Source organism: Rhizobium sp. Root1334, assembly GCF_001426665.1.
GTDB lineage: Bacteria > Pseudomonadota > Alphaproteobacteria > Rhizobiales > Rhizobiaceae > Pararhizobium.
Genome location: NZ_LMEY01000029.1, coordinates 509613 through 522839 on the forward strand (window position 1 = coordinate 509613; position 13227 = coordinate 522839).

Annotated in this window: 10 protein-coding genes; 2 read left to right on the forward strand and 8 right to left on the reverse strand. The window is 61.5% G+C overall.

Annotation, left to right across the window (positions count from 1 at the left end; genetic code table 11):
* Positions 1–101: 101 nt before the first annotated feature.
* Positions 102–2270: a malate synthase G gene (locus ASD36_RS27225; RefSeq protein WP_060502824.1), complete on the forward strand. Its 2169-nt coding sequence runs from the start codon at positions 102–104 to the stop codon at positions 2268–2270.
* Between the two features lie 202 nt (positions 2271–2472).
* Here the strand turns inward: ASD36_RS27225 and ASD36_RS27230 are convergent, their stop codons facing one another.
* Positions 2473–3135, reverse strand: coding sequence for a L,D-transpeptidase (locus ASD36_RS27230; protein WP_060502460.1), 663 nt, complete (start codon positions 3133–3135; stop codon positions 2473–2475).
* Between the two features lie 181 nt (positions 3136–3316).
* Here ASD36_RS27230 and ASD36_RS27235 point away from each other — a divergent pair, with 181 nt between their 5' ends.
* Positions 3317–3850 (forward strand): MmcB family DNA repair protein, encoded by a 534-nt coding sequence (locus tag ASD36_RS27235; protein WP_060502459.1) that lies wholly within the window; start codon positions 3317–3319, stop codon positions 3848–3850.
* 9 nt (positions 3851–3859) lie between these two features.
* Here ASD36_RS27235 and ASD36_RS27240 read toward each other — a convergent pair whose 3' ends face one another.
* From ASD36_RS27240 to ASD36_RS27270, 7 genes are all read right to left on the reverse strand, one after another.
* Positions 3860–4444 (reverse strand): ActR/PrrA/RegA family redox response regulator transcription factor, encoded by a 585-nt coding sequence (locus ASD36_RS27240; RefSeq protein ID WP_060502458.1) that lies wholly within the window; start codon positions 4442–4444, stop codon positions 3860–3862.
* A gap of 77 nt (positions 4445–4521) precedes the next feature.
* Complete coding sequence (locus ASD36_RS27245; RefSeq protein ID WP_112834684.1) at positions 4522–5826, reverse strand: ActS/PrrB/RegB family redox-sensitive histidine kinase; 1305 nt, start codon at positions 5824–5826, stop codon at positions 4522–4524.
* Positions 5827–5857: 31 nt separating this feature from the next.
* A complete protein-coding gene (gene hrpB, locus ASD36_RS27250; RefSeq protein WP_200954927.1) occupies positions 5858–8317 on the reverse strand; it encodes an ATP-dependent helicase HrpB in 2460 nt (819 codons plus the stop codon).
* A gap of 5 nt (positions 8318–8322) precedes the next feature.
* A complete protein-coding gene (locus tag ASD36_RS27255) occupies positions 8323–8985 on the reverse strand; it encodes an ATP-binding cassette domain-containing protein (RefSeq protein WP_060502456.1) in 663 nt (220 codons plus the stop codon).
* Positions 8986–10620: an ABC transporter permease gene (locus ASD36_RS27260; protein WP_112834697.1), complete on the reverse strand. Its 1635-nt coding sequence runs from the start codon at positions 10618–10620 to the stop codon at positions 8986–8988. It abuts the gene before it with no gap.
* A gap of 76 nt (positions 10621–10696) precedes the next feature.
* Positions 10697–11935: an ABC transporter substrate-binding protein gene (locus tag ASD36_RS27265; protein WP_060502455.1), complete on the reverse strand. Its 1239-nt coding sequence runs from the start codon at positions 11933–11935 to the stop codon at positions 10697–10699.
* A gap of 105 nt (positions 11936–12040) precedes the next feature.
* Positions 12041–12985 carry an ornithine cyclodeaminase family protein gene (locus ASD36_RS27270; protein ID WP_060502454.1) on the reverse strand — a complete coding sequence of 315 codons (945 nt, stop codon included), beginning with the start codon at positions 12983–12985 and terminating at the stop codon, positions 12041–12043.
* Positions 12986–13227 lie beyond the last annotated feature (242 nt).

Consider the following 13227-nt stretch of genomic DNA (forward strand, 5'->3'; position numbering starts at 1 on the left):
GATTTGGAAATAATTCTTCGCATTTTTGCTGGATTGACAGAGAATGAAACCGTGAGAGACTGCGGCCTCTCAAATTCAAGCGTTAATTCATGGAGTTGCCGATGGGCCGGATAGAAAAGAATGGGTTGGGAATCGATGCGGATTTGCACGAATTCCTCGTCAAGGAAGCGTTGCCCGGCACCGGAATCAATGTGGATCAGTTCTTCGCGGCCTTCTCGCAGATCGTCCATGATCTCGCGCCGAAAAACCGCGAGCTGCTGGCCAAGCGTGATGCGTTGCAGGAAAAGCTCGACAACTGGTACCGCCAGAACGGCGCGCCGGTCGATATGGCTGTTTACGAAGGTTTCCTGAAGGAGATCGGTTATCTCCTGCCGGAAGGTCCGGATTTCACGGTTTCCACCAGCAATGTCGATCCGGAGATCGCTACCATTGCCGGGCCGCAGCTCGTCGTTCCTGTCATGAATGCGCGCTATGCGCTGAACGCCGCCAACGCGCGCTGGGGTTCACTCTATGATGCGCTCTACGGCACCGACGCAATTGCCGAGGATGGCGGCGCGGAAAAGGGCAGGGGTTACAACCCGGTCCGCGGCCAGAAGGTCATCGCCTGGGCGCGCAGCTTTCTTGATGCCAGCGCACCGCTGTCGGCCGGCAGCTGGAGTGACGTCACGGCATTGACCGTCGATGGCGCAGTCCTGTCGATCTCGACCGCCTCAGGCGCGGTCAAACTCGCGGACGCCGCTCAATTTGCCGGCTATCGGGGTGAAAAGGCCTCGCCGTCACACGTTCTTCTGAAGAAGAACAACCTGCATATCGAGATTGTCATCGACGCCTCGACGCCAACCGGGAAGGACGATCTCGCCCACATTTCCGATGTCATCCTCGAATCGGCCATCACGGCGATCATGGATTGCGAGGATTCGATTGCTGCCGTCGATGCCGAAGACAAGATCGTCGTCTATCGCAACTGGCTGGGCCTGATGAAGGGTGATCTGCAGGAAGAGGTCACAAAGGGCGGCAAGACGTTTACGCGCAAGCTCAATGCGGATCTCGGCTTTACGGCGCCGCAGGGTGGCGAGATTTCGCTGAAGGGCCGCGCGCTGATGCTGGTGCGCAATGTCGGTCACCTGATGACCAATCCGGCCATCCTCGATCGCGATGGCAACGAGGTTCCGGAAGGCATCATGGATGCCATGATCACCGGCCTGATCGCGCTCTATGATATAGGACCAAACGGACGCCGGATGAACTCGCGCGAAGGCTCGATGTATGTCGTCAAGCCGAAGATGCACGGCCCGGAAGAGGTTGCCTTCGCCTCGGAAATCTTCGGCCGCGTCGAGCAGGCGCTCGGCATGGCTGCGAACACCATGAAAATGGGTATCATGGACGAGGAGCGCCGCACGACGGTCAACCTCAAGGAATGCATTCGCGCTGCCAGGGAGCGCGTCGTCTTTATCAATACCGGCTTCCTCGATCGCACCGGCGATGAGATGCACACCTCGATGGAAGCGGGTCCTATGATCCGCAAGGGTGACATGAAGCAGGCGGCCTGGATCGCGGCTTATGAAAACTGGAACGTTGATATCGGCCTGGAATGCGGCCTGTCCGGGCATGCGCAGATCGGTAAGGGCATGTGGGCGATGCCCGACCTGATGGCGGCGATGCTGGAGCAGAAGATCGCTCATCCGAAGGCTGGCGCCAATACCGCCTGGGTTCCGTCGCCAACGGCTGCGACGCTGCATGCGACGCACTATCACAAGGTCGATGTTTCAGCCGTTCAGGCAGACCTGAAGAGCAGGGCTCGGGCGAAACTGAGCGACATCCTTTCGGTTCCGGTCGCCTCGCGGCCGAACTGGACGGCAGACGAAATCCAGCGCGAACTCGACAACAACGCGCAAGGTATTCTCGGTTACGTCGTGCGCTGGGTTGATCAGGGCGTCGGTTGCTCCAAGGTGCCTGACATCAACAATGTCGGCCTGATGGAAGACCGCGCTACCCTGCGCATCTCCGCCCAGCACATGGCCAACTGGCTGCATCATGGCGTCGTTACCGAAGCGCAGATCGTCGAGACGATGAAGCGCATGGCTGCGGTCGTTGACTGCCAGAATGCCGGGGATGCAGCCTATACGCCGATGGCCGGCAACTTTGATGGTTCGATCGCATTCCAGGCGGCGCTCGAACTGGTCCTGAAGGGACGCGAGCAACCAAACGGCTACACCGAACCTGTCCTGCACCGCCGCCGTCTGGAGCTGAAGGCAAGCCAGGCTGCTTAGCAAGGCTTTCTGTTCCACGTGAAACCCGCCCAATTCCGACACTTAGCTCAAGGCCCTTCTTATCTCCCTCGAGGAATGAGGAGGGCCTCGAAGTATTGGTGTCTTTTCGCAGCGCCAGGATGTGCAGCTAAATCGCTGTGTCAAAAACAAAAATCCCCGGACAAGCCGGGGATTTGAAAACGCTACATGGTTTGAACGGCAATTACTGCTGGACGATGACGTGGGTGTTCTTGCCCGGACGTACGCGCGCGTAAAGGTCGATGATGTCCTGGTTGATCATGCGGATGCAGCCGGACGAAGCGGCGGTGCCGATCGAGGCCCATTCCGGCGAACCGTGGATGCGGAACAGCGTGTCCTTGCCTTCATCGTTGAACAGGTACATGGCGCGCGCGCCGAGCGGGTTGCGCAGGCCCGGGCCCATGCCGTTTTCGACATACTGGGCAACGTCCGGCTTGCGCACGGCCATTTCCTTCGGCGGATGCCATGTCGGCCATTCCTGCTTCCAGGCAACATAGGCGCGGCCTTCCCATGCAAAGCCGGCCTTGCCGACGCCGATGCCATAGCGAACGGCCTTGCCGCCGGGCAGCACGAAATAGAGGAAGCGGTTCGGCGTGTTGACGATGATCGTGCCGGGCTTTTCAGCCGTGGCATAGTCGACGATCTGGCGGTGAAAACGCTCGTTGACCTTGTTAATCGGGATAGCCGGGAGGGCGTAGCCATGATCTTCGACCGGGCCGTAGCCGTCCGAGAAAATCTGGTTTGTCGCTACTTTTTCGCCGATGGGAGCGATCGGCGCCGTGGAGCAACTGGCCAAGGCGAGTGTAGCCGCGAGGCTGCACAGCAGAACTGCATTGCGGAAGCGCATGGGTGTCTCTTGTAATGAAGTTAAGAATATCTGGGCTGATTCGACCATCAGCGATTATGGTTTATTTTCGATTGGTCTCATGATTGCAAGTGAATGCGGTGCAGCATGCCTGCAGGATGATTCAAAAACTCCACGGAGTGTTTTTTTGCAACAAAAGCGGCCTTGTGCCAGAGTCTAAAGCATGGCGATTCTCTCTATCCACAACGATAGTCCTTTGATTGACGGCCGTCAGTCGCAGCGCGCCATGATGGTGCGTCGCGGTGTCCAGCGTTACTTGCATGAAATGCGCCATGCGGTGCTGCCGGAACTGACGCTTGCCAGCGGCAGGCGTGCCGATCTGATCTCGATTTCCCCCAAGGGCGATATCTGGATCGTCGAGATCAAGACGTCGATCGAGGATTTCAAGGTCGACCGCAAATGGCCGGACTACCGGATGCATTCCGATCGGCTCTACTTCGCCACCCATAGCGGCGTGCCGCTCGATATCTTTCCGGAAGAATGCGGGCTGTTGCTGTCGGATGGCTATGATGCCGAGATGATCCGCGATGCGCCGGAACACAAGCTGCCTGCGCCAACCCGCAAGTCGGTGACCACGAATTTCGCCCGCGTCGCCGCCCAGCGGCTGATGCTGGCGGAATGGTCGGCAGACAGGGCAGGCGACACCAGTCCGAATATGCGCGACATCGTTTCGGGCTCGCTGGACGGCGAAAGCTGAGGCGCGCCGTTACTTCGGCGCGCGCTTGGCCAGGATTCGCTGCAGCGTACGGCGATGCATGTTGAGCCGGCGCGCGGTCTCCGACACATTGCGTTCGCACATTTCGTAGACGCGCTGAATATGCTCCCAGCGCACACGGTCGGCCGACATCGGGTTTTCCGGCGGTTCGGCGCGCTCGCCGGTCCTTTGCACCAGTGCTGCGAAGATATCGTCGGCATCGGCAGGCTTGGCGAGATAGTCGACGGCCCCAAGCTTCACCGCGTTGACGGCGGTCGCGATATTGCCATAGCCGGTCAGCATGATGATGCGTGTGTCGTCGCGCCGGGCGCGGATCGCTTCGATGACGTCGAGGCCGCTACCGTCGCCGAGCCGCAGATCGACGACCGCATATTTCGGCGGACGAGTCTTGGCCTTGGCGATGCCTTCGGCAACCGATTCGGCGATATCGACGGCAAAGCCACGGGTTTCCATGGCGCGGGCCAGACGGCGCAGGAAAGGTGCGTCGTCATCGACGATCAAAAGGGACGTGTCAGTGCCGATCAGCGCAGCATCACTCGGGGCGGCGTCTGCCTGTTCGGGAAGTTTTTCCGTCATGTCGCAATCCTTGATGCAGTCTCTTATTCCTGCACTCTATGTAAGTTCGCTTATTCGCGCTACCGGACGGCGTAAAGTCATTTTGACAGTTTCGTATCCATCAAACTGCGCGGCCATTCGACGCTGACACGGGCGCCGGGCTTCTCGGGGCCGCGGTTCTCGAAGGTCAGTTTGGCGCCCGATCGCTCCAGCAGCGTCTTGGCGATAAACAGGCCAAGGCCCAGGCCTCCGGCGCTGTCGTCCTTCTGGCGCTTGGTGACATAGGGTTCGCCGATCCGGCTAAGGATATCCGGCGCATATCCGTCGCCATCGTCCTCGATCACTACCGAAACGATAGAAGGCGTATGGGTGACTGTCACCGTCACTTCCTTCTTGGCATAGTCGACGGCGTTCTCCAGCAGATTGCCGAGCCCATAGAGAATACCGGCATTGCGGTTGCCGACGGGTTCGGCTGCACGGTCTCCGCGTTCAACGAGGTTGATCTGGATGCCAAACTCCCGATGCGGCGCCATCACCTCCTCCACCAGCGAGGAAAGCGGCAGGTTGCGCATGTGATCTTCGTTCTCCGAAGACAAGGTCGTCAGACGCCGCAGAATATCACGGCAACGTTCGCTCTGGCTGCGCAGCAGGTGAACATCCTCGCCGAAGCGCGGGTCGTCGCCGAGTTCCCGCTCCATCTCCTTGGCAACGACGCTGATCGTGGCGAGCGGCGTGCCGAGTTCGTGAGCGGCGGCGGCGGCAAGGCCGTCGAGCTGCGACAGGTGCTTTTCGCGCTGCAAGACCAGTTCCGTCGCGGTTAGTGCTTCCGACAACTCGCTGGCTTCCAGAGAGACGCGATAAGTGTAGAAGGCCGCGAATGCCGTGGTCGCAACGATGGCGAACCAGATGCCGGCAGTGAGGACCGTTGGCATCTGGAGGACGAGACCGGGATACCAGGGTAGCGGGAAGGGTGAGAAGGCAAGTGCGGTAATCCCGAGGATGGCAAGGCTTGCCAAAGCAATGCTGTGCCACTTCGGCTGCGAGGCAGACGAGATGATGACGGGAACACAGACCAGCGGCGCAAAAGGATTGGCAAGACCGCCAGTAATGAACAGAAGTGCCGTCAGCTGGGCAAGATCGATACCGAGCAGCGCAAAGGCGGCCGGTGGCTGCAACCGGTGCGTCGGAGGATAGCGGATGGTGAGGTAAGCGTTCACCCAGGCAAGAAGGGCTATCAGCGAGCAGCAGGCAATCAACGGCAGCGGAAATTGCAGCCAGAAGGCGGTGATCGTCACCGCGATCGATTGCCCGCCAACCGCCAGCCAGCGCAACCGCACGATTGTCTGCAGACGCAGAACGCGGCTTGTGGTGGCTTCTTCCCCGTCGAGTGCGGCCGTCGTCATCCGGTTTCCTGTCGTCATTGCCATTGAAGCCTCATGTACCACGCGGTTTTGCCCGTGTCGTTGGCGGCGCGTTTGCCGGATCTTCCGGCCAGGGGTGTTTCGGATACCGGCCACGCATATCGGCGCGAACATCCTTCCAGGACCCGGCCCAGAAACCGGGCAGATCACGCGTCATCTGCATCGGCTTGTGGCCCGGCGAGATCAGCTCCAGAAGCAGCGGTAATCGCCCGCCGCCAATCGACGGATGCGTCTTCAGCCCGAACAGTTCCTGAACGCGGATCGACAGAACCGGCTCGTCGCCATCATAGCGGATCGGATGGCGCTGTCCGGTCGGTGCTTCGAAATGGGTCGGGGCCAAACGTGCAAGATCGCGGGCGATATCATGCGGCACCAGCGACTGCAGCCCTTCGGAAAGGCTGCCCGCGCTGATATCGTCGATACCGCGTGTATCTCGCTGGAAGGGAACGAACCACTCATACAGCCGCGACAGCAAGCTCTCATCCGACATATCCGGCCAAGGCTCGCCGAGGGTGCGATAGAGAAAGCCGATGCGGTCGCGCAATTGCGCGGCTTCCTTGGAGAATGGCAAAACCGCAAGCCCAAGCTGGCGAACGCCATCCGCAAGCGCGCGGGCGGCCGGTTCGCCCTTTGGCTTGCTGAGTGGCGTTTCGTCAAAAATGATCGCGCCAAGCCGCGTCACCCGCCGCGCCCGGACCTGTAGGCTCGGCCGGTCGAAGAAGGTCTGGTCTTCCTGGACGATTGCTTGCGGCATATGCGCTTCGACATCGGCGCGGGTGATTTCCGCTGCGGCGAGAATGCGCTGCCCGCCCGCCCGGCCGGTCAGGTCGGCGATAACAAGCATGGAGGCGCCGGCCAGCCGCTCGGTCTCCGGCAGTTCGGCTCCACGGCCATTGGCCATGACGAAGCGTCCGCGGCCGCCGCGCTGCAATGCGATCCGGTCGGGAAAGGCCTGCATCAAGAGAATGCCAGGTTGAACCGCCTCGCTGGAATCCTTTCTCGCACTCAAGCCCTTGGCCATCCGGCGGGCCAGCCCCCGCGAGGCATCGGCACGGTCGCCGCGCTCGGACTTGAACCGCCGCAACCGGTCCTCGAGATCGATGCTGTTGCCGCCGAGACCCTGCTCGGTCAAAACCACGGCCAGAAGGCATGCTTCGTATGCCTGACCATCATCCGCTGCGGCAACAGCCATGGCGGCAAGACGGGGCGGCAGTGCCAGTTGGCGGATCTGTTTTCCCCGCGCCGTCAATGCGCCGGTGCTATCGAGCGCCCCGAGCTGAACAAGCAGCGCCTTTGCCTCCTGCCATGTCGTCACCGGCGGCGGATCGAGAAAGCCAAGACCGGATGGATCTGTCACACCCCAATGGGCGAGATCCAGCACGAGACCCGATAGATCGCTTGAGAGAATCTGAGGCGGGGTAAACGCTGGCAGAGCCGCCGTCTGTCCCTGATGCCAGAGACGGATGGCGATGCCAGGCTCGGTGCGCCCGGCGCGACCCGCCCGCTGATCGGCAGAGGCGCGTGACACGCGCACGGTTTCCAGCCGGGTGATCCCGGTCGAAGCCTCAAAGGCGGGAAGCCGCTGCAGGCCACTATCGATGACGATGCGTACACCATCAATGGTGATCGATGTCTCGGCGATCGACGTGGCCAGCACGATCTTGCGCGTTCCCGCTGCAGCTGGGCGGATTGCCGCGTCCTGCTCTTTCTGGCTGAGGTTACCGAACAGCGGCGCGATGATGGTTTCCGCGCCAAACCGGCCGGTCAACCGTTCAGCCGTGCGGGTGATTTCCGCCTGTCCCGGCAGGAAAGCCAGGATCGAGCCGGTTTCCTCGCGGTGTGCCTCGATGATGGCGCGGGTCACGGCATCTTCCACGCGTTCCGTCGATGGCCGTTCGCGATAACGAACCTCCACCGGAAAACTGCGCCCCTGGCTCTCGATCACAGGAGCTCCGTCCAGCAGCTGCGCCACCCGGCCGACATCCAGCGTCGCCGACATGACGATCAGTTTCAGGTCGTCGCGCAGCACCTGCTGCACATCGAGTGCCAGCGCCAGCCCGAAATCCGCATCCAGCGAGCGCTCGTGAAACTCGTCGAACAGCACCGCCGACACTCCTGGCAATTCCGGATCGTCGAGCAGCATCCGGGCAAACACGCCTTCGGTCACCACCTCGATACGGGTCCTTGCCGAAATCCGGCTGTCGAGCCGCATGCGGTAGCCGACCGTATCGCCAACACTTTCGCCAAGCAGGCTTGCCATGCGCCCGGCAGCGGCGCGGGCCGCCAGCCGGCGTGGTTCAAGCAGGATGATCCGGCCATCGCCGCGCCAGGGCTGGTCCAGTAGAAACAACGGCACAAGCGTCGTCTTGCCTGCACCAGGCGGCGCCGACAGCACGACCGCCGGAGCCTGCACCAATGCTTCGCCGAGTGCTGGCAAAATGGCTTTAACGGGCAGATCGGGGAGTGCGTCCATCATGTTCATCGGCGGTTATCCTCGCCGATCACGATGACAGGTCCGCCAGCGGCGTCCGCGTCCGCCTGATCATGCGTGACCAGAACAACCGGCAGGCCAGCGGATTTTGCGCGCGCGAAGATCAGTCCGCGGGTTTGCTGTCGCAGGTCGCTGTCAAGTTTGGAAAAGGGTTCATCAAGCAGCAGCAAGCGCGGCGCCGACAGCATCACCCGCTGCAGCGCCACCCGGGCTTTCTGCCCACCGGAGAGCGTGGCGGGATCCCGGTCGTAAAACCCTTCGAGCTCCACATCGATGAGTGCCTGCTCGACCATTCGCCGCCGCTGGTCACGCTGTGCGATCGAAGGGGTCAGCCCGAACAGGAGATTGCCGCCAACCGAAAGATGCGGAAACAAAAGCGGGTCCTGGAACAGCATGCCGCACCGGCGTTTTTCAGCGGCAATGCCGGTCAGGTCGCCTCCATCGATCAGGATACGGCCGCTGCCGGTGAAAACTGGATCAAGAAAGCCACATATGTAAGCAAGCAGCGCCGATTTCCCGGCGCCGGATGGTCCCATCACCGTCAGGATTTCGCCCGGCCGGACATGGGCCGACAAAGACAGCAGCGTCCGGCCGTCAAGGGCGATTGAAATCGTCTCCAGATGCAGGCCGTCTGTCGTCTTGGGTGTCATTCAAATCCTCATCGCGCGCCGGCCGCGGAATAGCAAGTGCGGCACCAGCGATGCAATCAGAAATCCGCCGAAGGGAACCAGCGTCTGCAAAAGCGCATAGACCCCGATCGCCCGGCGGTCGCCACCGGACGATAGGGCCACCGCCTCCGTGGTGATGGTGACGATCCGCCCGGCGCCGATCAGAAGCGTCGGGAGATAGAGCCCGGCAGAAACCGCGAAACCGACGGCGAAGGCCGTCAGGCATGCCCGCGTCAGCATCGGCAGGCGGATTTGCAGCAGGATCTGTAATGGCGATTTGCCGATCCCTGCCGCCAGCGTTTCGTAACGCCGGTCGAGCGCCCGCCAGGGCTGCGACAGGGAGAGAACGACATAAGGCAGCACGAAAATCAGGTGCACGAACAAAAGCAGAGGAAAGGACGCGGCAAACCCGAGCGTCACGCTGAGGATCTGCAGGCCGAAGACGAAGCAGAGCTGCGGCATGATCAACGGCAGATAGAGCACGCTGCCCATCGGGTGGCCGTCGCGATGGCCGCCTTGCCACAACAGGCCAATCGCCAGCAGAAGGGCGATGGCCGCAGAACTGCCGGCAAGCGAGATCGTCGTTGTGATCGCCACCCCGGCCTGCGGGAGGGCGCGCAACCAGGGCTGAAGCGTAAAACTGTCCGGCAGCAGCGCGGGAAACGGCCAGAGACCGGCAATCGACCAGACGAGGAGCGTGGCAAGACCGAGGAAGACGAGGCCCGCCGACAGGGCCATGACGGCGCAGGCTGAGCGGCGTAACAGCCGGTCGTCAGCCTTGCGAACACCGGAACCGGACATCCGTCGCAGCAGCACGGATCCGATCTGCTCAAGGGCCAGCCACGTCACCATCGCCGCCATCGTCAGCCCAAACTGTAACAGCGCCCCCGCCGATGCCAGGAACCGCATCCGCAGATCGCTATCGGCCATCCATTCGGTGATGCGTACGGCCAGTGGCGCCGGCAACGCCGGGCCGAGGATCATCGCCACATCGACGACCGAGCTGGCATAGGCGACAACGGCAAAGACCGGTAGCCGGATCTGGCGGTAGAGAAGCGGCCAGACGCTGATCAGGAAACCCCGGATGCGGCCATAGCCAAGGCTGGCTGACAATTGCCGCGCCTGGAGGAGGGGCACCTGCGGCAGGGCCGCCAGCGTCACCAGAAACAGAAACGGCATTTCCTTGACGATCAGCCCCGCCATCATCGTCAATCCCAGCGGGTCTTGTGGCACCAGCCAGTCGGGCGGGCTGACATAACCGGTGAGATCGGGTGAGACGAGACGCATCGCCAGGCCAGAGGGTGCGACAAGGAAAACAAGGCCAAAGGCTGCGGCGGCATGCGGGATGGCGAGCAATGGTGAAACGAGGTGCTGGATGCGGGAAAACATCCGGGTTCCGGCATATCCGGCGGTAAACAGCATGACGATGGCGAGCGACAGGCCGGTGGTGACGATTGCCGTCGAAAAACTGATCTGCATCGAGCGCAGCAGGTGCGGCTGCGCTGCAAGTTCCGCAAAATGGGAAAGGGTCAGATGATCGCCGCCAAGTGCCGGCAACAGACCGAAGGCAGGTCCGACCGTACCCGCTAGCCCGGCCAGGATCGGCAGGCCGATCATGACCAGTACGACACCCGATAGGCTGAACCGGCGGCTCACGGTTTTGCCGTTGGCCAGCGGCCGGCCAGGATGGTCCTCAGTTCGCCGCTCCATAACGCTTGATCCATTCGGCCTCGATGCGCGTCATCCAGTCGGGATGCGGTTCGGCCAGCGCCGGCCCGAGCTTGTCCGGCGGCAGTGTCGCGACACCCAGATCAAGTGCTGCAAACGCCACCCTGTCGGCCTCCGGCAGCTTGCCCAAAGCCAGCACCGTCGGGTCCCCCCAGACTTTCGGGTCCTGTTTCCGCACCTGCGCTTCCGGCGACAAAAGGAAGTTGGCCAGCACCAGAGCACCTGCCTTGGCGTTGGCATTATAGGGGATGCCAACGAAATGTGTGTTGCCGAGCGTTCCCTTCGAAAACACGAAGGAGCGGACGCTGCCGGGCAGTTCACCGGCGGCAATTCCGGCCGAAGCCTCCGCCGGATTGAAGGCGAAGATGATGTCGAGTTCACCATCGGCCAGCTTCTGCTTCATATCGGGATAGTTCTTTGGGAAAGCCTTGCCCTTGCGCCACAAGAATGGATGCAATTGGTCGAGATAGGCAAACAGCGGCGCCACATCCGCATTGAACGTCACATCATCGACCGGTTTCTGCAGTTTTTCCTTGTCGGCGATCAATTCGCTCAGCACCTGCTTCAGAAACGACGAGCCGATGAAATCCGGCGGCTGCGGATAGGAAAACCGGCCGGGATGCGCTTGGGCAAAGGACAGCAGGTCCCTCGCCGAATCCGGCAGGTCTTTCCGTGCCGTGCGGGCTTCATCATAGAAGAACACCAGTTTTGCTGCCCCCCAGGGGCTTTCCAGCCCATCGGTCGGAATAGTAAAATCCGTCAGGGTGGTCGGCTGGTTGTCGATATCGACCAGACCCCAGTGGGGTAGCTTCGTTGCCCAGTCCGGAGAAAACAGCAGGCCCTGGCGCTTCATCGCGGCAAAATTTTCGCCATTGATCCAGATGAGATCGACGGACCCGTGCTGGTCGCGCCCGGCCGCCTTCTCTGCAAGCACCGTCGTCACCGCCTTGGCGGTATCGTCCAGCTTGACCTGCACGACCGTGACGCCGTAGCGCGCCTTCACCAAGTCGCCGGCCCATTGGATATAGGCGTTGATATTGGCCGAGCCGCCCCAGGCATTGAAATAGACAGTCTCGCCGCGCGCCTCGGCCAGCACCTGATCCCACCTGGCCGCATCTATGGCCATCGCCGGTCCAGTCGCCGTGAGCGCAAGCGGAACCAAAAGCGCCACCTGTATGAACATCCGCCGTGTCGACCTGATCATTCTTCCCCCAACCTGCGCTTGAAATGTGCGCTCCAACCTAAGCCAAGGCCGCGATCCGTCAACGCCGGCAGGTGTCAACCGCCATCACGATCCGGTGACGGGTATTCAGCTGCGCCGTGACCGCTCAAAGGCAAGAACAGCACCAGCGAGATCCTCGAGCGCTGCACCGACGGATTTGAACAGGGTGATTTCGTCCGGGCTGGTTCGGCCCGCATGACGGCCGCCGGTCAGCTCGGCCAGGTCCGCCCGAACGGAGCCTGCGGCAATGATCTCGGCCCGCAACGGCTGGACCAGGTCGCCGCCTTCGGTGAGTGCCCCGTCGCGCGTATCGACGAACAGTGTGGCGCGCTCGACGGCGCGGTCGTCGCTCTCGCGCATGCTGGGCTTGAAGGCGCCGACAAGGTCGAGATGCGCCCCGTCCTTCAGCCAGCCGCCGCGGATCAGTGGTTCGGATGAGAGAGTTGCGCAGGAGATGATGTCGGCCTGGCGGGCGGCGGCCTCTATATCCGTGGTAACGGAGACGGTGATACCGGGGAGATCGAGTTGTGCCGCCGTTGCCTCCGCCTTGCTTCTGTCGCGGGCCCAGATCGTCACCTCGGAAATCGGCCGCACTGAAGCATGCGCCTCGATCAGGTTCTGCGACAGCCGGCCGGCGCCCACCATCAACATGCGGCGCGCATCCTTGGCTGCGAGGTAGTCTGCGGCAAGCGCCGAAGCGGCGGCGGTCCGGCGGGCGGTGAGCTCCGCGCCATCGATGATCGCCAGAAGCTGACCGGTCTTGCCGGACGAAAGCAGATAACTGCCATGGATGGCCGGCAGGTTCCGCGCGCTATTGCCTGGAAACACCGACACCATCTTGACCCCGATATAGCTGCCCGGCTGCCAGGCCGGCATCAGAAGCAGGGTCGCGGCATCTTCTCCTGGCACCTTCACATCATGATGATGGCGCACCGGCATTTCGCAACCGTCGCGAAACATTATGCGCAGTGCCGCGATCAGATCGGGCCAGGGCAGGGCGGCGCGTGTTTCGGCTTCATTCAGGACCAACATCTGTCTCTCCCATGATAAATGTCGATGGACATTAACAGGAGTTTTTAAGGGGACCAAAGGACGGGATGTTTTGATGTTGTGCGGGCTGGGCATAACTGGAGAAAGGGGCCAACCGGCCCGTTTCCTAATTTTGACCATTTGGGAAAGATTTTGGCTGTTGGATTCCGGGTATTTTTGGTGGATTTTGTGGGTTGTTTTGGTTGTTTATGAAATATCTCATATAAATCAGTTAGTTATAAGAA

Coding starts and splice junctions, on each gene's coding strand:
- ASD36_RS27260 (WP_112834697.1), bottom strand. CDS start 10,620: ATGATCGGCCTGCCGATCCTGGCCGGGCTAGCGGGTACGGTCGGACCT.
- hrpB (WP_200954927.1), bottom strand. CDS start 8,317: ATGGACGCACTCCCCGATCTGCCCGTTAAAGCCATTTTGCCAGCACTC.
- ASD36_RS27230 (WP_060502460.1), bottom strand. CDS start 3,135: ATGCGCTTCCGCAATGCAGTTCTGCTGTGCAGCCTCGCGGCTACACTC.
- ASD36_RS27255 (WP_060502456.1), bottom strand. CDS start 8,985: ATGACACCCAAGACGACAGACGGCCTGCATCTGGAGACGATTTCAATC.
- ASD36_RS27235 (WP_060502459.1), top strand. CDS start 3,317: ATGGCGATTCTCTCTATCCACAACGATAGTCCTTTGATTGACGGCCGT.
- ASD36_RS27240 (WP_060502458.1), bottom strand. CDS start 4,444: ATGACGGAAAAACTTCCCGAACAGGCAGACGCCGCCCCGAGTGATGCT.
- ASD36_RS27270 (WP_060502454.1), bottom strand. CDS start 12,985: ATGTTGGTCCTGAATGAAGCCGAAACACGCGCCGCCCTGCCCTGGCCC.
- ASD36_RS27265 (WP_060502455.1), bottom strand. CDS start 11,935: ATGATCAGGTCGACACGGCGGATGTTCATACAGGTGGCGCTTTTGGTT.
- ASD36_RS27245 (WP_112834684.1), bottom strand. CDS start 5,826: ATGACGACGGCCGCACTCGACGGGGAAGAAGCCACCACAAGCCGCGTT.
- ASD36_RS27225 (WP_060502824.1), top strand. CDS start 102: ATGGGCCGGATAGAAAAGAATGGGTTGGGAATCGATGCGGATTTGCAC.